Source organism: Streptomyces sp. NPDC111802, assembly GCF_055634335.1.
On record NZ_JBVKCZ010000005.1, the window covers coordinates 269,502 to 288,256 of the forward strand.

The window sequence follows — 18,755 nt, forward strand, 5'->3', positions numbered from 1 at the left end:
GGCTAGGCCTCCGCGGGCTGCGCGGCCACCTCGTCGGCCGGCTCCTTCTCCTGTGCGGGCGGTGTGCGGATGGCGGCGACTCCCAGCCCCGCCGCGGCCAGGCCGATCAGGCCGAGCAGCGGCCAGACGTCGTGGCCGATCCGTACGAACAGCAGCCCGCCGAGGACCGGGCCGATGGCCGTGCCGAGGGCGTGCATGAACTGGAAGGCGCCGATGTACCGGCTGCGCAGATGCGCCGGGCCCGCCGTCGCCGGGTGGGCGAAGACCGCGGGGCCGCCGATGATCTCACCGAGCGTCCAGACCAGCGTGGCGCCGATGATCACGGCAGCGCCCATCGGCATGCCGTACAGGCCCACACCCAGACCGACCAGGGCGAAGGACAGCCCCACCGTGACCTTGGTCCGCCACTGCTGGGTCACCTTGGTGAGCGGGAGCTCGAAGGCGATCACCATGAAGCCGTTGAGGGAGACCGCGGCCGTGTACCAGAACAGGTCGAGGTCGTGGGCCTCCACATCCAGCGGCAGCGTCGACAGGTACTGCACGTAGATGATCGCGTTGAACAGGGTGGCCGCCAGGTACAGCACATAGCGGCGGTCGCCGAGCATCGCCCGGTACCCCCCGGCCGTGCTCTCCTCCTCCGTGGGGGCCGCCTCGGCCGGGTCCGCCGTGGCCCGTCGGGGCAGGACGGCGGCCGCGACGACGGCGTAGGCCAGCGCGATCACCGCCTCGCCCCAGAAGAGCAGGGTGTAATCCTCCCCGTCGAGGTGGTAGAGCCCCAGACCGACCATGGGCGCCAGCATGGCCCCCACGTTCAGGCACCACCGGTACATGCCGAAGACGACGACCTGGCTGCTCCCCGAGGTGAGTTCGGAGAGCAGGGAGGCGGCCGCCGGCCGGTAGAGCTGGGCCATGAGGCTGGCCAGGACGATCGCCACGACGAGCGTCGGATAGCTGGGCAGGTAGAGCAGCGCCGCGGTGAGCACCGCGGTGCCGCCCATGCCCAGGATCGTCGCGTTGCGGGCCCCGAGCCGGTCCGCGAGAGTGCCGCCGAGCAGCACACCGGCCACGCCGCCCGCCCCGTAGGCGCCCAGCGCGTAGGACGCCTCGCTCTCGGAGTAACCGCGGTAGGTCAGGTAGAGCACGATGAAGACATTGAGGAATCCGCCGAGCTTGCTCAGCAGCACGCCCGCGAGGATGGTTTTCACCGCCGCCGACGAATCCCGGAACGTGGCCCAGATCGCCACGCTCTTGTCCTGCTTCTCCTCAGTTGCCATGCACGTTCACTCTTCTCTCGCATGGGTGGCGTCTTGACCGCCGCGCACGTCCAGTGCCGACTCGGCGGCGTCGAGTGCCCCGCCGCACTCCTCGATGGAGTCCCCGGTGGCGATGGCGAAGGCGATCCGCCCCCACACCGTGCCCTTCGGCGGCGGGGACACGACGGCACCGGCCTTGGCCACGGTCACCAGCTGCTCGACCGTGGCGGGCAGGCCCGTCTCCCGGAAGGAGATGGAGTCGATGAGGGTGTCGTCGTGCTCGACGTAGAAGAAGCGGATGCCCGCGACCCGCCGCTGGGACGGGGCCGTGTCGGGGGTGATGCCGCAGGCGACGCGCGCCGCGGCCAGCCCCGGGTCGATGCCCGTGGCCAGCATGCCCAGGTAGGGGATCATGTCGCCGCCGAGCCTGCCGTTGACCTCGATCAGGCGCGGGCCGGCTGCGGTCAGCATGAACTCGCTGTGGGTCCAGCCGTCCCTGAAGCCCAGCGCGGTGTGGGTGTCCTGGAGGGCGTCCAGCAGCTGCGGGTCGGTGAGCAGCGGATCGTCCGCGTCCACGAAGTGGCCGATCTCCTCCGCGTACGGCGGGTAGCCCACCACCTTGCGGCCGACGAACAGCGGTATCGCCTTGCCGTCCTGCACCACCGCGTCGACGCTGATCTCCTCGCCGGTCACCAACTCCTCGACGAGGACCGGCTGATCGGTGCTGTAGAGCAGCGGCTCGGGGTCGGGGCCCTTCATCCCGGCGGTGAACGGGAACCTGTCCGCGAGCTGCGCGGCGTCCTCGACGCGTACGACGCCGAGGCTGGCGCCGAGTCCGCGCGGCTTGAGGATCGCGGGGTATCCGACCCGGTCGGTCGCGGCCAGGGCCTCGTCGAGTGTCTTGACCGGTACGGACCGGGGCTGGGCGACACCGGCCTCGTCCAGGGCGGCCCGGGTCTGGCCCTTGTCGCGCAGCCGCCAGATCACGTCCGGCTCGCCGTTGCGCAGGCCGAGCGCCTCGGCCACGTAGGAGGCGGCGTGGATGCGTCCCTCGTCCCAGCACAGGACTCCGGCGACGGGCGTTTGCGCGTGCACTTCGCGGGCCGCGCGGGCCATCGCCGGGCCGTCGAGGGTGGTGGGCAGGACGGTCCAGCCGGAGATGAACTCCTTCTCCCAGGTGGGCTCGTCCACATGGAAGAGATGGATGTCGAACTCGGTGCGAATGGAGCGCAGCAGATACTCGCGAAACGGCCGCCATCCGGTCGCCACCACGAGCAGCAGGGGCCGCTGTCCCGTCGCCTTCTGCACTTCTCTCATGTCACCTTTCCTTTCGGGGAGTTGCGGTGGCCGAGCGCGCACGGAGGTGGACGGGTCGGCCTCACGGTAGTGCCGGATCCGAGGGGATGATCCGGAGCGTCGGTAATTCGGTGCGAGTACGTCAGGAATTCGACTCCGCGGGCCGGCCGCCGCCGGCCATCACCCGCTCCCGCACCCGTTCCTCGCGGGTGATGGGCATGCGGCGCACGGCGCGGCGCAGCATCGGCGGGGCCATCACGGACGTCACGATGGCCACCAGGACGACGATCGTGTACATCTCGGTGGACAGGATGCCGAGCCGCAGCCCGACCATGGCGATGATCACCTCGATCACCCCGCGGGCGTTCATCCCGGCGCCGAGCGCGAGGGCCTCCCAGTGGCCGAGGCGGCCCGCCCGGGCTCCCGCGTACGCCCCGGCGAACTTGCCGACGATGGCGACGAGGAGCACGAGCAGGGCGGAGCCCGCGACCTCGGGACGGGCCAGGGCGGTGAGGTCGATCCGCAGTCCGGCGGTCGCGAAGAACAGCGGGGCGAGGACGGAGACGGCGAAGATCCGCAGCGGAGACAGCGCCTCCCGGTCCACCTCCCCCGAGGACCCGATCAGCAGGCCGACGAGGAAGGCGCCGAGGATCGCCTCCATGCCGAGCGCGTGGCTGGCCACCGCCCCCAGGACGATCAGCACGGTGCACAGGGCGGGGACCGGCTCCCGGTCCGCGGACCGGGCGGACCAGCGCAGCAGCCGGCGTACCAGCGGCCGGCCGACGAACCACGCGCAGGTGAGCAGACCGGCCAGGGACACCACGGACAGGGCGACGTCCGGGCCGTGCACCCCGGTGGTGGCCATCGCCGAGACGATGGACAGCAGGAACCAGCCCGCGATGTCGTCGACCACGGCCGCGCTGACGGTCAGCTGCCCGATGTTCCGGTGCAGCAGCCCCATGTCGAACAGCGTCTTGGCGATGACCGGCAGCGCGCTGACACAGAGCGCGACCCCGGCGAACAGGGCGAAGACCGTACGGTCCACGCCGTCGACGAGAAGGGCCGCCGGGATCGCCGTGGCGACGGCCAGGCCGCCGGCGAAGGGCACCATGAGACCGCCCACGCTCACCAGGGCGGCGGTCTTCCCCTTCCGGCGGACCAGCCCGAGGTCGATGTTCATGCCGGTGATGCCCACCAGCAGCAGCACACCGAGTTGCCCCACCGCGTCCAGCAGGTGCATGGAGCCCGGCTGCTGGGGCAGCAGCCAGGCCGAGAAGCCGGGGGCCAGCGGAGTGAGCAACGACGGCCCCAGCACCACACCCGCGCACAGCTCGCCGACGACCGAGGGCATGCCGAGCCGCCCGGCCAGCCGGCCCAGGACCATCGCCGTACCCAGCAGGACGCCCACTTGCAGCAGGAACATCAGCAGCGCGTGGGCGCTCAGGGGCGGAACGGGGGACGCGGACAGGATCACGTCACACGTCCTCGCGGTAGTACCAGTTCTCGGGGTTGATCATCCCGAACGGGTTCACGGGCCCGAACCCCCCGAGGTTGTTGGCGACTTCGAAGAGCCTGATGGGGAAGTTGGGCGTGAAGATGACCGGCACCTGCTCGGCGATGAAGTCCTGGTAGGTGTAGAGCGCCTCCAGGTCGTCGGAGGTGACGGACGCCTCGATGAGCTGGTCGGCCCGGGGGTCGCTGTAGTGCCCGAAGTTGCCGCCGGCGCCGGTCTGGAACAGGATCTCGCCGCTCGGGTAGTGATAGGCCCAGCCGCCGTTCCAGCAGGTCATCTCCCACAGGCAGTCCGGTCCGGCGGCGCAGGGCGCGTCCTCGGCGACGAGCACCGAGCCGTACACCTCCTCCATGCGCAGCTCGATCCCGGCGGCCGCGGCGTCCTTGCGGTACTTCTCCATCAGCCGGGTCAGCGCCGGGCGCCCCTCCACATAACGCAGCGAGAAGCTCAGCTTGGTGCCCGCGGGGATGCCCTCGCCGGCCTGGCCGGGCCCGGTGCCGGGGTTCACGCACACGGCCGGAGTCGTGCTGGTGTCCCAGCCGTTGGCCGCCAGCAGCTCACGGGCGCGGTCGACGTCGAACGGCAGCGGCCAGGCTCCCTCGCGCTGGCGCGGGGAGACCAGGTCGGTCGCCGGGACCATCGGCACGGGGCCGTTCTGCCGGTAGGCGTACCCCTGGTAGATGTCGCGTACGGCGGAGTCCTGGTCGAGCGTGCTCTGCAGCGCCTGCCGGAAGTAGGTCTGCCGGAAGATCTTCGCCGCGACCGTGGGGTTGTTGTAGTTGAGGCAGAAGTAGCGGATGCAGAAGGCGACCTGCGGCACCAGTGTGTAGTTCTCCGCCATCGGGTTGGGCCCGCCCACGGTGGGGTCGGTGGCCGGCTCCGAGGCGAAGCTCAGCGGCAGGTAGCCGACCTGGATGCCGCCCTCGCCGTGCGGGCCGGCCTGGAGCATCTCGTACTCTTCGTCGTCCGAGAACGTCGGGACCTGGCGGAACTCGTCCAGGTAGGGCTTGTTGGGCCCCGAGTAGTGCTCGTTGGGTACGAAGGTGACCAGGCCCTCCAGCGTGTAGCTCTTCAGCCGCCAGGGGCCGCTGACCACGCTCCACACGGGGCTGTCGGCCCACCGGGTGCGGTGCGCGTTGCCCTCGTCGATGATGTCGCCCTGCTCCGCCATCAGGTAGTCGTAGACGGCGGGTACGTCGGCCACGCCGCCCGACGCGTTCGCGGGCCCGTCCGCGGTGCGGTCCCAGGCCTTGGGCAGCGGGGTGATGGTGCTGAGCTGGTTCATCAGCACCCACTTCTTCGAGTAGGCCTTGTCGAAGGTGAAGTAGACCGTGTCCTCGGCGAGTTTGCCGTAGGAGGTCAGGTTGTCCGGGAAGTAGCCGGGCACGTACTCGCCGTACCGGTCGCCCTTGACCTTCATCAGGTTGACCCAGAACAGGACGTTGTCCGCGCACAGCGTCTCGCCGTTGGACCACTTCCACGGCTTGACCCTGACCGTGACGGTCAGTCCGTCCTCGCTCCACTGCGGCGGTTCGCCGATGCTCTGGTCGTAGTCCACGTCCGGGGTGCCCTGGCTGCCGAAGTAGTACAGCGGCCGGTACATCAGCATCTGGAACTCGTAGATGTTCCGGGTCCCCATCCGCTCGGCCGGCGTGAAGGGGAAGATCACCGCGGGCGGGAACCCGGGCGCGCACGCCCAGGTCACCGTGCCGCCCTTCCTGGGCGTGGACGACGGGGTGGCCGACGGGGTGGCCGACGACATCACTTGACCTCCTTCAGATACGAGACGCCCTTCGCGGCGTGGGCTCCGTAGCGCTCCCACTCCTCGCGCAGGTCGATGCCGCCGTCCTCGCGGAGCTCCGGGGTGCTGCGGCAGTGGCCGGACACGACCTCGCCGTCGTCCAGGACCATGGAGTACGCGAAGTCCAGCGAGCCGTCGGGAGCGCAGACGCCGGTCAGGGAGCCGCGGCGGGCCCTGCCGCCGGAGAAGGTGCCCCACAGCAGGTCGCCGTCCTGCCGGTAGACCGCCGTACGACCCTGGGCCTCCGCCTCGGCGGGGCGGAACCGGCGCCCGTCGTAATTGATCATGCGTCGGCCCCCGGCGCCCGGTCGCGTATCTCGAGCGTGCAGCACTTGGAGCTGCCGCCGGACTTGAGCAGTTCGGACAGGTCCACGCCGATCGGCACGAAGCCGCGGGCCCAGAGCTCGTCGATGAGGTGGGTGGCCTGCTCGGGCAGCAGCACGTGCCGGCCGTCCGACACGGCGTTCAGTCCGAACACCGCGGCGTCGTCCTCGGTGGCCTCGATCGCGTCCGGGTACAGCTCGCGCAGGGTCGCCCGGCTCTCGGCGGTGAAGGCCGCCGGGTAGTACATGATCTCCTCGTGGTCGAGCACGGCCAGCGCGGTGTCGAGGTGGTAGAAGCGCGGGTCGACGAGGTCCAGGGTGACCACCGGCAGGCCGAGGAAGCGCTCCGCCTCGGCGTGCGAGCGCCGGTCGGTGCGGAAGCCCGTGCCGGCCAGGATCCGGTCCCCGGTGACGAGGTAGTCGCCCTCGCCCTCGTTGATGTGGACGCCGTCGTGGACCTCGTAGCCGTGCTCACGGAACCAGGCGGCGTACGCCGGGCCCTCGTCGGTGCGCTGTTCGTGCCGGAACCGGGCGGCCAGCACCTTGCCGTCGACGACGGTGGCCCCGTTGGCCGCGAAGACCATGTCGGGCAGGCCGGGGACCGGGTCGATCAGCTCCACCTGGTGGCCGAGACCCAGGAAGAGGCTGCGCAGCCGCTCCCACTGGGCGACGGCCAGCGCCGTGTCGGTGGGCTTCTCCGGCTCCATCCAGGGGTTGATGGAGTAGACGACGTCGAAGTGGACCGGCGAGCACATCAGATAGCGCCGGGGCCGCACCGTCCGCACCGGGCGGCCGCCCTGGACCGCGGTGTGCCGGCGTACGGACGTGGTGTCTTGCTGCACTGTCGATTCTCCTTGCGCAGTGGTGGTGAGCGGGAACCGTCGGGCGGTGAGGGTCAGGAGGCCGTGGCGGCGTCGTGGAGCACCGGCGTCTGCTGCCGGAACGTCACCTTGATCCGGGAGGCGAAGTCGTTCATCGTGCGGAACGCCTCCTCCTGCGAGGCCCCGGTCGTCCCCAGGAAGCCGAGGATCGTGTTGCCGTCCGGAGGGCGACGGATCACATCGCCGGGCCGGGCCGTGATCTTGAGCAGGAAGACCTTGTCCGACTCGGCGACCTCCGCCGGTACGTCGACCCGCTCGACCACGCCCGCCTCGCTGATCAGGCACATGGCGGTGATGTGGATCCCGGTCGGCTCGAAGTGCCGTACGTCGGGGCGCACTCCGCGCCCGATGTCCACCACGGCCTTGATCGGGTCGTGGTCGGCGGTCTTGCGGGCGATGAGGTCGAGGCCGCCGCCGCCGACCCGGGCGGCGATCTCCAGCAGGTGCGGCTCGCCGTTGTGGAACCTGACCTCGGCGTGCATGACGCTGCGCCGCAGCCCCTGGGCGTGCGCCCCGGCCCGGACGGCCCGGTGCACCTTCTCGATGTCCTCGGGCCCGAGCGAGGTCGGCGCGTGATGGACGTCGTCGTCGAAGGTGCCGCCCTCGGCGGTGATGCGGTCCACGATCGAGCCGAGATAGACGTCGTCGTCCCAGACGACGGCCTCCATCAGGAACTCGCGGCCGTCCAGGAAGGACTCGACCAGCAGTCCGTTCGGCCCGAGGTCCACGCCGTCGGCCTCGGAGTTGACCCAGAACAGGTCACGGATGCCCTCGGCGGCCTGGGCGTGCCGCAGGGCCATCTCCTCGGGGCTGTCGACCCGGAAGACGAAGTGACTGCCCGCGCCCAGGGTCGGCTTCAGGATGACCGGGTAGCCGAAGTCGGCCGCGGCCTGAAGCGCGTCGTCCAGGCTCTCCACCAGCCGGAACGAGGGGATCGGGGCGCCCGCCCGCTCGTACGCCTGCCGCATCAGGTACTTGTTCCTGCTGCACACGGCGGCCGGCACACCGATACCCGGCAGGCCCAGTGCCTCGGCGACCGCGGCGACGGTGATGACGGAGGACTCGGAGAAGGTGATCACCCCGTCGAAACGTTCCTCCGCATGCCATTCCCGGGCCAGGGCGACGATGTCGTCGATCTTCCGGGAGCCGGCCTTCCGATAGCGGTCGGACCGCCAGAAGTCGTCCGTGCCCTCCCCGTTGAGCACATAGAGGTCGACGCCCAGGTCCTCCACCTGCCGGTAGCGGCCGTGGTAGTAGTTCAGGTACTGCACCGTCTCCAGCGTGAGCAGCTTCATGCCGTCACCTCCGTGCGTGCGGCGCCGGTCCGGGCGGCCTGCGGCAGGCGGGGCAGCGCGAACGGCGTGATCTTCTCGGGCTGTTCGAGGTCCAGGGCCAGGTCCACGCCCGCGGCCGTCGCCTCGGCGGCGGCGTCGATGAGCAGCGGGGCGGCGCAGGCCAGCAGCGCCCGCACCTGCAGCAGCAGATCCCCGGCGGCGAGGGCCTCGTCCCCGTGGCGCAGGTCCAGGGCCGCCGCTGCCAGCCGGTCGAGCGCCGCGACGATGTTCTCCGCGGTCCGGCCCAGGTTGAAGCCGTCGAGTTCATAGGTGAGACGGAACCGCTCGATGATCGCGGCGGCCCGGTCCCGGCCCACCGCGGTGGTCGGCAGCGGGCTCGCCGCACCGGCCGGAGCGACGGCGGACAGCGCGTCCGCGAGCCGGTTCCACGGCTCGGTCAGCCGGCGTGCGGTCACCTCGGTGAGGGCCGCGGTGCTGAAGTTCGTGCGCTGGAACTCCGGTGCGGTCAGCGCCAGATAGAAGCGGACGAGGTCCCTCGGCACCTCCGCCAGCAGGTCCGCCGACCAGATCAGATGGTTGCGGCTGGTGGAGAACTTCTCGCCCTCCAGGTCGTAGAACTCGTTGCTGATGTTGGCCTCGGGCAGCACATAGCGGTCGCCGTGCGCCATCAGCAGCACAAGGTCCAGCAGACCCCAGTGGTAGACGTTGTCGAAGCCGTGGAAGTACACGAGCTCCGTCCCGCTCTCGGCCCGCCAGATCTCGTCGACGGCCTCGGTGCGCTCACCGCGTCGGTCGGCGGACCACCAGGTGCTGTACATGACCGCCGGCATGGCCTCCACCCACGGGTAGAGGATCTGGCCCGGTGTCTCCGGGAAGGGCGCCGCGATGCCCCAGTCGCCGGGCACCGTCACCGGGATCTCCGGCAGCGGACGGGCCAGCAGCTCCCTCACCAGCTGCGCGGCGTGCGGCCGCCAGCGTCCGAGCCGCTCGGCGAAGTAGGAGGTCAGCCGCTCCCGGTACTCCTCCATGGGCAGCACCAGGATGGTGACCTCCCGGGTGGTCACCGGGGAGTCCGGCTCCAGCACCGAGCGTGCGCCAAGCAGTTCGTCGCCGTTGTTGGGGTGCCCGCATCCCTCGCAGACACCTCCGGCGCTGCCGGTCAGGCAGACCGGGCAGCTGCCGGTCATCAGGCCGTCGTACAGATACCGGCCCGACTCCTCCGCATACGGCAGCCGCACGGTGCGCTCGCGCAGGCGGTCCGTCTCGTGCAGGCGGGTGAAGAACTCCAGCACCGTCGCGCGGTACCGGTCGTCGATGGGCGGCAGGCCCTGCATCGACAGGCCCATCGCGGAGATGGTGCGCTCGATCTTCGCGGTGGACTCGGTGCACAACTGCTCGGGGGACACGCCGAGTCGGCGGGCGGTGGTGGTGACGTAGGTCTGGCTGTCGTCCGTGCAGGTCGTGTAGATCACGTCCCGGCCGGCGGCGGCCAGATAGCGGCTGTAGACGTCGCCCGCGAGATACGGGCCTGCCATGTGGCCGATGTGCAGGTCCCCGTTGGGGGTGGGTGTCGCCGCCACGACGACGGCGCGGCGCCGGCTGCGCCCGCTCATGCCGTCTCCTCCTGGTGCCGGGCGGAGAACCGCTCCGCCAGCTCGGCGTCCCACCAGACCGCGTACATCTGGAAGTCGGCGTCGCCCTCGTTGACGACCTGGTGCCGGGTGCCGGGCCGGAAGTGGACGACGTCACCAGCGGTGAACGGCACCTTCCTGCCCTCGCTGAGGATCGCCGCCTCACCGGTCATGGCGATCCAGACCTCGTACTCGTGGTGGCTGTGCGGGCCGGACGCCGCGCCCGGCGGCACGACGCACCAGGAGCCCTCGAAGGGCGCGTTCAGGGCCGGCCAGGGGAACAGGCGCTGGGCGCGCAGTCCGTTGTCCGGTGCGAGGTTGTCCCGGTCGAGCTCTCGGATTTCCATGTGTGTCTCCTCTGCCGCTGGGTGCGCTGACGGGGTTGGGCCGGCCCCGGTCACAGGGCCTTGGCCAGCAGGGCCTCGTCGTCGGACGCGGCGCCACGGCGGGCCAGCAGGTCGGTCACGATGTCCTGGGAGCGCATGGCGAGCACGCTGAGCAGGGAGTCGGCGATGCCGTGCGTGGCCTCGTTGACGCCCTGGAGGTAGCAGTTGGCGGTGTACGAACCGGGCAGCCGCATCCGGTAGTTGCGGTCGACGGTGGCCTCGCCTGCGCCGGTCACGGCGGCCAGCTCCCGCACCATGGCGGGCATGTCCCGGACGAAGCCGGTGCCGCACAGCACGAGGTCGCAGCGCAGCTCGCTCCGCTCACCCGACTTGCGGTCGACGATGTCGAGGACGACCTCGTCGCCGTCCATGCGGGCCCCCGCCACATCGGTCAGGGTGAGCATCCGCATGCGCTCGGTGCCCTGCAACCGCTCCTGGTACATCTCGCGGTAGAGCGTCTCCAGCATGGCGGGGGCGAGCCCCGCGTAGTTGGTGACGTGCATCTCGCGGAGCACCTGGCGGCGGGTCTCGGACCGCGTCGCGTAGAAGTCGTCGATGAAGGACGGATAGAACAGCTCGTTGGTGAACTTGCTGGTCTGGTAGGCGTTCAGCCCGATCGAGCGCATCAGCATCGTGCACTGTGCCTCGGGGAAGCGCTGGTACGCCGCCCACAGCAGCTCGGCGGCGCTCTGCGCGCCTCCGATCACCACGATCCGGCGCACGTCACGCGGGTCGAGCGACTCGATCCGGTGGGAGTACCGCGTGCTGTGGATGACGCGCCGCTCGGGCAGCGCGCTGAGCTCGGCGGGCACGAACGCGTCCCGGCCCGCGCCGATCACCAGGTTGCGGCTGGAGATCACGGCGCCGTCGGCGGTCCGCGCCAGCCAGTGGGAGACCTCACCGCCGCGGGACGGACCGGGCTCGATCGACACGCACCGGCGCCCGTACTCGACCTGCACCTCGCGCAGCGAGGCGGCCACCCACTGCAGATAGCCGGAGATCTCCGAGCGGTACGGCGTGAAGGTGCCGAGGTTGATGAACTCGTCGAGTCTGCCGATCGAGTGCAGATAGTTCACGAAGGAGAACTCACTGCGCGGATTGCGCAGCGTCACCAGGTCCTTGAGGAACGAGACCTGGCTCTGGGTCCAGGGCAGCAGCATGCCGCGCTGCCACACGGTGTCGTCATGCTGCTCGATGATCAGCGTGCCGGCGGCGAGCTCCTTGGGAGCCAGCTCCTCCAGAGCGATACCGAGGGCGAGATTGGCCGGGCCGGCGCCGATGGCGAGGACTTCGACTTCCTGGTGCCGCAATTGGTTCCTCCCTGAGTTCCGTAATTGCGATGGCGTGGTCTCACGGACGGTTCGAAGCACCCGCCCGGAATTTCTCGACCAGCGCGACCATTTCGGTCACGGTGTAGGCGGCATGAAAGGAGCGCAGATCCAGATTGATGGCGAACTGCTTCTCCAGGCGGACCAGGGCCTCCATCGAATTCATGCTGTCCCACCCGAGCGCCGCGAGTGCCGTGTCCGCGGGGATGTCCGCGGGCTCGGCGCCCAGCACGTCGGCGATGATTTCGGTCACCGACTCCTCGATCGAATCCGTTTCACTCATGCGGGGATCCGTTCCTTTCGTTCAGTGCGATCCATTCCGGTGCGATCCCCTGCGCGGTGGCCGCGTCGAGGATGAATACGTCCGTGTCCGTGTCCGTGTCCGTGTCTTCCGGGGACGCGGCCGGGGTGAATCCGGCGCCGGTCCAGAAGTCCGCGGCGACGCCGTTGCGGTCCGAGCGCCGGAAGTGGCCCTCGATCGTGCGGACTCCGGCCTTCGCGGCCTGGCCGGCGAGCCAGCCGACGGCCGCCTGTTCCACGCCGCGGCTGAGCACCCGGCAGCTCAGGACGAGGTTGAGCACCCGCCACACCTCGGGGGTGCGCTCCACCCACAGGGCGCCGACGATGCCCTCGTCACCGAAGCGGTCGGTGACCGACACGGACAGCACCAGATGGCCGGCTTCCTCGCTCATCCGCCGGGTGGCCGCCTCGTCGTAGCGGATCCCGGTCAGGTTGAACTGGTTCGTGCGGGCGGCGAGCTGGGAGATCCGGCTGATCGTGTACTCGGTCGCGGGAGTGACCTCGACACCGAGGTTCAGCGCCTTGAGGAAGTCCTCCGAGGAGTCGAACCCGGCCGAGAAGTCCCCGCGCAGCGCACGGTTGCGGTACAGCTCGGGGCGCTTGCGGTCGGTGTCGGTGAGCGACATGACGTCGAACCAGCCGTGCCGGACCAGCGAGTCCACCAGGTACGCCGGGTCACCCGCGGCGGAGACCACCGCGACCTCCGGCAGTTCGTCCCCGACCTGCGCACGCTCGAAGTCGGAGTCGTCCATGAAGACGAACGACTCGGTGGACAGGGACAGCGCCTCGGCCGCCCGGCGCAGATTGCCCGCCTTGGCCGACCAGTCGACCATCCGCACGGAGAACGCGTCGGGCCGCAGCACCACGTCCGGATGCTCGGTGAGGACCCGGTCCACCTGGTCCTGGTCGTTCTTGCTGGCCAGGACCAGGATGACGCCCTGTTCGCGCAGCCTTGCCACCGTGCGCTGGAGCTCCGAGTAGCAGTTGCCCGGGTAGAGACCGCCCAGTTGGACGCCCTGGGCACCGACCTCCCCGAGCACGCCGCCCCACAGGGTGTTGTCCAGGTCGAGGGCGAGGACCTTGCGGGACAGACCCGAGCGGGCCTGCGCGACCCGCCGCACGAGCCGGGCCAGCAGCAGCAACGCGTCGTCGCCGTACGGCAGATCGCCGTACCGGTGCAGCCGTACGTCACATGCCTGGACCGGTGCCTCGGCCAGCTCGCCCACCAGGTCCACGGCGACCACCTGGGCGTGCTCCTCGGCGAGGCCGAGAAGGGCCGCGTTGAGCTGGTACCAGGAGCGGACCACCTGGGCCCGGGCGTGCACGCTGATGATCCCGTTACGGACGTGCGCGGGCAGCGGGACGGTGTGCACGACGACGGTGGCGGCCGTGTGGTTCAGAGCGCCGGCCAGCAGGGTGCGGAACTCCTCGAGGCGCGCCTCGATGTACTTCTCCAGCACGTCCGGCTCGGCGGCGCTGAAGTCGCCCGGCAGAAAGTACCCGGCGTCCATCAGCACGGCGACCAGGCCGGGGTCGCCGTCCCGGGTGAACGACCCGGTGGCCAGGGTCATGTCGAAGGTGCCGTAGTCCGCGGTGCGCAGAGCCGGCAGGAAGCCGGCGCCCACCAACTGGGTGCGCAGCAGGGGCTCGAACGGGCCGACGGTGCAGGTGGCCAGCACGGTCACATCGGCCTCGCGGGGCCGCTCCCCGTCCACGGTCAGGTTCTTGAGGATCCGGCCGGCCTGCCGGGCCAGGCCCGGGTCGTCGCTCTCCAGCAGTGCCCTGCGGGTGCGGGGGTCGGGCATACGTCGTTCCCGTACGGCCGCACGCAGCACGGCCGTCGGGTTGTCACTCTCACTCACGGTGCGGTGCCTTCCTGTCGGACGCGGGTCAGGCGCGGACGAGGGTGCAGTACCAGCGCATCCCGATGGAGATCCCGGTCAGCGCGACCAGGTCGCCGGGCGCGACCACGCCCTGCTCGATCAGCTCGCCGAGCGCGGTGAGCTGGTCGGCGGAGCCCATGTGGCCGTGCGCCTTGGCCAGTTCGGCGCTGGTGCGCTCCAGCGGGATGCCGAGCGGTTCGGCGAGGTCGGCGATGCCGTCCGGGTCGTTGATGTAGATGAGGTGCGTCACCTCGTCGCGGCCGACCCCGGCCCGCTTGCACGCCCCGTCGATGACGTCGAAGACGCGCGTGATGGCCGCCTGGCCGAACTCGCGAAGCCGCGCCGGGTCCTTCCGGAAGTGCTCCTGTACGCGCACATGACCGGCCGGAGCGGTCTTGCTCGACCAGCCCTCCGGGGGCACGGGTGCGACCGCGCCGCCGTAGTCGGTACGGAACCAGTCGCACAGGTCCGTGATCGTGAACTGCTCGGTGGCCAGCCAGGCGTTGCGCTGGTGGCCGCGCCGCAGGACCGCGGCCACGGCGCCGTCGCTGTGCACCGCGTTGTTGACCGTCATGCGGTTCCGGTGGAATTCGCTGACCCGGTTCACCGCGACGAACAGCACGGTGTTGATCTCCGGCTGCACGGCGAGGGTCCCGGCCACGATGCCCAGTCCGGTGACGCCCGAGGCGCAGCCCTCGTTCAGCAGCAGGGTCTGCCGGCTCTCCATCTTCAGGGCCCGGCCCAGCGCCGCCGACCCGTCCCAGTGGGGGTATTCGGGGTGCTCTGAGGTGGCCAGCACCAGCAGGTCGACGTCGTCGGCGTCGACTCCGGTGCGGGACAGGGCGTCGCGTGCGGCCCTGGCCGCCAGGTCGGTCGCGGTGATGTCGTCGGGGGCCCGGTGAAAGGTGTGGTAACCCCACCGCATTATGCGTTCCGGATCGGGGACATAGGTTCCCGCTACTTCTTCGACATTCTGGTCCGTTCCGAAGGCGTAACCGAAACCAGTAATCCCGAAGCCATGCGGAAGCTGCGCCATTGATATCTCTCTCTCGCTGCGGTTCCTGAGGCCGCGTGAAATCTTCGCCGGTCTGGATGGCCGAATCAACAGCCGGTGACCTGGGGCGAGTTGAACGAGAAAACCGAAGTTGAACGGAAAAGCTGAAGTTGAACGCACCTGGAAAAAGGTGAAGTTGAACGCGCACAAAAAAATGAGTGCGGGCCGGGAAATATCCCGGCCCGCACTCATGGCAAACGGCCTCTGGACCGTGTACGGCCGTCAGGCCAGCAACGCCGCGGCCGCCTTTCTGCTCGCGGAGACCACGGTCTTCGCCGCGCCTCCGCTGCCACCGGTGAAGGTGTGCAGTCCTGGTCCGAGGGAGCGCAGCGCCAGGCCCGCGGGATCGTGATAGCAGTCGCAGGAGGCGACGGTGCGGTCCACCGTGACGGACACGCCGAACACCTGTTGGGCGCTCTCGGCGAGCCGCTCCGCCAGCGCCATGTCCGGTGTCACCGCGTCCGGGTCGACTCCCCATCGGTCGCACGGCAGGCCGAGCAGGAAGGCGCCGTCCGAGTAGGGCCGGCCGTAGAGCCCGGAGTTCTCGTCCACGAAGGGCCCGAGCCCGTCCAGCGCCGTTGTGCACAGGCTGTACTGGATGTGCTTGGTGCGCAGACCCGCCACCGGCAGCCCGCTGCGGGCCAGCAGCCCCGGGGTCCAGGCACCCGCCGCGACGACCACCCGGTCGTATCGCAGGGTGCGGCCGTCCGCCGTCCGCACCGCCGGGTCCCGGGTCACCGCGCCGACCGCCGCCGAATGGACGGTGACCCCCTCCTCGGCCGCCGCCCGCAGTGCCGCCGTCCGCAATCGGTGCGGGGAGATGTGACCGGCGTGCCGCTCCACCACGGCGACGCAGTCGGCGGGCAGGGTGCGGAAGGGAAACTCACGGACCACCCTGTCCGGGCCGACCACCTCGGCCGAGCCCGGCAGAAAGGCGTCGACGACCTCGACCGGCTCCTTCGCGGCAGCAAAGCCCGGCAGGATGTACAGCGCTCCGGTCTCCCGGTACCCGGACCACTCGCGCAGGAGGTCGCTGCTCCTGATCTCGGCGAGGCTCTCGGCCGCCGGCCCGGTCGCCTCCACGGTGGGCTCGAACCCCCGGACCAGCCCGCCGGAGACCCTCGACGCGTCCGCCCGCCCACCCGCGCCCTCGGTGAACAGATCCACCGACGCCCCGCCCGGTGCCCGCACGGTCCGCCAGGCGAGCAGGGCGCCCGCGACCCCGCCGCCGACGATCGCGACCCTCACGTCGGCGTCACCCTTCATCCGCCCATGCCGCCCGTGCCGCGACCACCCGCCGCAGATCGTGGGTGTGGTCCGCGCCCCGGCGGCGCAGCGTCACCGGAAGTCCGTCGAGCGCGAGCATCCGCTTCGCCGACGCGAGGGTCTCCGGGGTGGCGGCGTAGCGCGGGTAGAGGAAGCGGAGCAGCAGATCCAGCACCAGATCGCCGCGGATCCGCGCGGCGGCGGGCATGTCCTTGAAGAACCGGTCGACGTACGGCTCGGTCAGCGGGGTCTGCTCGGGCTGCCAGAACCCCTCGGCCAGGGACCACAGTTCGTAGTTGGACAGGTCCGTGCGCCGCGTGATCGAGGCCCACGCCGCCTCCTTGGCGGCCGCTTGGGGCAGCGCCGCCCGGCACTTCGCCGCGAACTGCTCGGCGACGGCGCCCGGTCCGGCCGTAAGGGCCGCGGCGATGTCGCTCTCGTCCAGCCCGCCGAGCACGGCGAGCCGGTAGCGGATGCGCCAGCTGACGTCGGTGTCGAGGGTCAGTCCCGGGGGCAGCGCGTCGCCGGCCAGCCAGCCCGACAGCTCCATGGTGTCCGCGGTGAAGTCGATCAGGCCCCGGAAGAGGGTGATCAGCCGCTCGTCGTCCGCGTCGGTGCGGGCGAGCCGTTCGCGCAGGGCTCGGGCGACCCGGGCCATCGCCGCGGGCCGCTCCTCCGGCGCGAGGAAACGGTCGGCGACGTCGTGCCGGGCCTGTTCGAGGACCTCGGCCAGGATCGACAGCTCGGTCTCCTGCTGGACCATCCCGCTCACCAGCGCCAGATGCGCGGCGGCGGGGTACGTCCCGTCCTGGACGCCCAGCAGCAGGGCGCACCACACCATCGCCCTGTTGAGCGGGGACAGCTTGGGCAGCGTGTCCGGCAGCGCGGCCAGCGATCCGGGGTCGAATCCGATCTTGGCGTAGGTCAGGTCGCCGTCGTTGAGGAGGAGGAACGAGGGCGCCGGGCGGCCCACGAGCTCCGGCAGTTCGGTGCGCTCGCCGTCGATCCGGACCCGGACGGTGGTGCTGTCGTCCTCGTAGTAGAGGCCGACGTCCATGGTGTGCGGGCGCAGCACCGGATGGGTGTCGGGGGCGCCCTGGAGGACCGCGGCCCGGGTGATTCGCCCGTCGGCGACGGCGATCTCGGGGGTGAGCGTGTTGACGTTGGCCGAGTGCAGCCACTTCTCGGCCCAGTCGGTCAGATCGGTGCCGGCCGCCTCGCTCATCGCGGTGAGGAAGTCGGCGAAGGTCGCCGTGGAGTAGGCGTGCCGGGCGAAGTAGGTCCGCAGTCCGGCGTGCAGGGCGTCGTCGCCGACGTGCGCCGCGAGCTGCCGCAGGGCCGAGTGTCCCTTGAAGTACGAGATCCGGTCCAACTCCAGCTGCACGGTGCGCACATCGGGGCCCTCGATGCTGACCGGGTGGGTGGAGGGACGCTGGTCGGGCAGGTACGCCTGGCCCTTGCGGCGGGCGGCGAACGTGGTGGGCGGTCCGGGGAACCGGGTCACCTCGCTGGTGACGCGGTGCGCCATGTAGTCGGCGAGCGACTGGCCCAGCCACAGGTCGTTCCACCAGGTGTTGGTCACCAGCCCGGCGAGCCACAGCAGCGAGATGCCGTGGGCGAGGACGACGGCCCTGGTCTCACGCTCGCTGTCGGTGGCGGCCGAGCTGAACAGGTACTGCTCGCGCAGCAGTACGCAGCCGGGGTGGTCGAGCGAGAGAACGCTGAACTCGGGGGCGAAGACCTGGTCGAGCTTGGCGAAGGGGTGCTCCACGCCGAAGAGTTCGGTGTACGCGTCCAGACACTGGGCCGTGATCTCGAAGATCTCGTCGACGTCGCTCTTCAGCGAGTCCGCGAGCGAGGCCCGGCAGTGCAGGCCGAGGGGTATGCCGTGGTGCTCGGTCCGGAAGGAGGCGTACGGACCGGCGACGAGCGCGATCAGATAGGTGGCCAGGGCCGGCGACTCGGTCAGCCGCCAGCGGCCGGGGCCGGTCCGGACGGCCTCGCTGTTGCCGAGCACCTGCCAGGTCTCGGGGACCGACAGCTCGAACTCGTAGGGGGCCTTCAGGTCGGGCTGGTCGAAACAGGCGAAGACGCGCGGTGCGTTGTCGACGTATACGAAGGAATATACGTAGGTCTCGCCGTCGGCGGGATCTACATAGCGGTGGAGCCCTTCGCACTCATTCGAGTAACTCATGTCGGCCACCACGACGACTTCGTTCTCCGTGTCGATTCCGGTAAGCGGGAACCGGCCGTCCTCCAATGCCGCGGTATCCAGTTCCCGGCCGTTCAGCGTGATCGAGCGGAGCACCTTCGGCGCAATGTCCAAGAAGGTTTCCGCCCCGGGCTCACGCGCGTCGAAGCGGATTGTCGTCGTCGAGCGGAATGTGTCCGATCCGGTGGTCAGATCGAGGTCGACAGAATAGGAGCGGACCAGGAGCAGGGAACCGCGTTCTCCTGCTTCCTCGCGGGTCAGACTTGGCATACGACCTTCCTTTCGCGAGAGGCCAACGAATCGTCGTACGAAGCGCTTACAGCGTCAAGGAGA

15 protein-coding genes are annotated in these 18,755 nt (G+C 70.3%); all 15 read right to left on the minus strand.

Going from position 1 to position 18,755, the window contains the following annotated elements; translation table 11 throughout:
• Positions 1–2: 2 nt before the first annotated feature.
• The 15 genes from ACZ7NC_RS07535 to pepN all read right to left on the minus strand — a co-directional run bounded on the left by ACZ7NC_RS07535 (position 3) and on the right by pepN (position 18,692).
• Positions 3–1,274: an MFS transporter gene (locus ACZ7NC_RS07535; RefSeq protein ID WP_471485759.1), complete on the minus strand. Its 1,272-nt coding sequence runs from the start codon at positions 1,272–1,274 to the stop codon at positions 3–5.
• Positions 1,275–1,280: 6 nt separating this feature from the next.
• Positions 1,281–2,570, minus strand: coding sequence for an ATP-grasp domain-containing protein (locus tag ACZ7NC_RS07540; protein WP_471485761.1), 1,290 nt, complete (start codon positions 2,568–2,570; stop codon positions 1,281–1,283).
• A 121-nt stretch (positions 2,571–2,691) separates the two neighbouring features.
• Complete coding sequence (locus ACZ7NC_RS07545; RefSeq protein WP_471485762.1) at positions 2,692–4,023, minus strand: cation:proton antiporter; 1,332 nt, start codon at positions 4,021–4,023, stop codon at positions 2,692–2,694.
• Position 4,024: 1 nt separating this feature from the next.
• Positions 4,025–5,824: an ABC transporter substrate-binding protein gene (locus ACZ7NC_RS07550; RefSeq protein ID WP_471485764.1), complete on the minus strand. Its 1,800-nt coding sequence runs from the start codon at positions 5,822–5,824 to the stop codon at positions 4,025–4,027.
• On the minus strand, positions 5,824–6,150 hold the full coding sequence (locus ACZ7NC_RS07555) for an avidin-fold protein (protein ID WP_471485766.1): 327 nt from the start codon (positions 6,148–6,150) through the stop codon (positions 5,824–5,826). Before ACZ7NC_RS07555 ends, ACZ7NC_RS07550 begins: the two co-directional genes overlap by 1 nt.
• Positions 6,147–7,028, minus strand: a complete 882-nt coding sequence (gene ddaH, locus ACZ7NC_RS07560) for a dimethylargininase (protein ID WP_471485767.1) — start codon at positions 7,026–7,028, stop codon at positions 6,147–6,149. Before ddaH ends, ACZ7NC_RS07555 begins: the two co-directional genes overlap by 4 nt.
• Positions 7,029–7,081: 53 nt before the next feature.
• Positions 7,082–8,362 carry an ATP-grasp domain-containing protein gene (locus ACZ7NC_RS07565; RefSeq protein WP_471485768.1) on the minus strand — a complete coding sequence of 427 codons (1,281 nt, stop codon included), beginning with the start codon at positions 8,360–8,362 and terminating at the stop codon, positions 7,082–7,084.
• Positions 8,359–9,975 carry a class I tRNA ligase family protein gene (locus ACZ7NC_RS07570; RefSeq protein ID WP_471485770.1) on the minus strand — a complete coding sequence of 539 codons (1,617 nt, stop codon included), beginning with the start codon at positions 9,973–9,975 and terminating at the stop codon, positions 8,359–8,361. The genes ACZ7NC_RS07565 and ACZ7NC_RS07570 overlap by 4 nt, the downstream gene beginning before the upstream one ends.
• Complete coding sequence (locus tag ACZ7NC_RS07575; RefSeq protein ID WP_471485771.1) at positions 9,972–10,340, minus strand: cupin domain-containing protein; 369 nt, start codon at positions 10,338–10,340, stop codon at positions 9,972–9,974. The genes ACZ7NC_RS07570 and ACZ7NC_RS07575 overlap by 4 nt, the downstream gene beginning before the upstream one ends.
• 50 nt (positions 10,341–10,390) lie before the next feature.
• The gene (locus ACZ7NC_RS07580) at positions 10,391–11,689 is read right to left on the minus strand and encodes a lysine N(6)-hydroxylase/L-ornithine N(5)-oxygenase family protein (protein ID WP_471485773.1); all 1,299 of its coding nucleotides are present in this window, start codon (positions 11,687–11,689) and stop codon (positions 10,391–10,393) included.
• A gap of 40 nt (positions 11,690–11,729) precedes the next feature.
• Entirely contained in the window at positions 11,730–11,990 is a 261-nt protein-coding gene (locus ACZ7NC_RS07585; protein WP_471485775.1) for an acyl carrier protein, read from the minus strand.
• Positions 11,983–13,869 (minus strand): HAD-IIIC family phosphatase, encoded by a 1,887-nt coding sequence (locus tag ACZ7NC_RS07590; RefSeq protein WP_471485777.1) that lies wholly within the window; start codon positions 13,867–13,869, stop codon positions 11,983–11,985. Before ACZ7NC_RS07590 ends, ACZ7NC_RS07585 begins: the two co-directional genes overlap by 8 nt.
• Positions 13,870–13,897: 28 nt before the next feature.
• A complete protein-coding gene (locus ACZ7NC_RS07595) occupies positions 13,898–14,815 on the minus strand; it encodes a 3-oxoacyl-[acyl-carrier-protein] synthase III C-terminal domain-containing protein (RefSeq protein ID WP_471485779.1) in 918 nt (305 codons plus the stop codon).
• Between the two features lie 351 nt (positions 14,816–15,166).
• Positions 15,167–16,192 carry an NAD(P)/FAD-dependent oxidoreductase gene (locus tag ACZ7NC_RS07600; protein WP_471485780.1) on the minus strand — a complete coding sequence of 342 codons (1,026 nt, stop codon included), beginning with the start codon at positions 16,190–16,192 and terminating at the stop codon, positions 15,167–15,169.
• Between the two features lie 7 nt (positions 16,193–16,199).
• Entirely contained in the window at positions 16,200–18,692 is a 2,493-nt protein-coding gene (gene pepN, locus ACZ7NC_RS07605) for an aminopeptidase N (RefSeq protein ID WP_471485781.1), read from the minus strand.
• Positions 18,693–18,755: the final 63 nt, after the last annotated feature.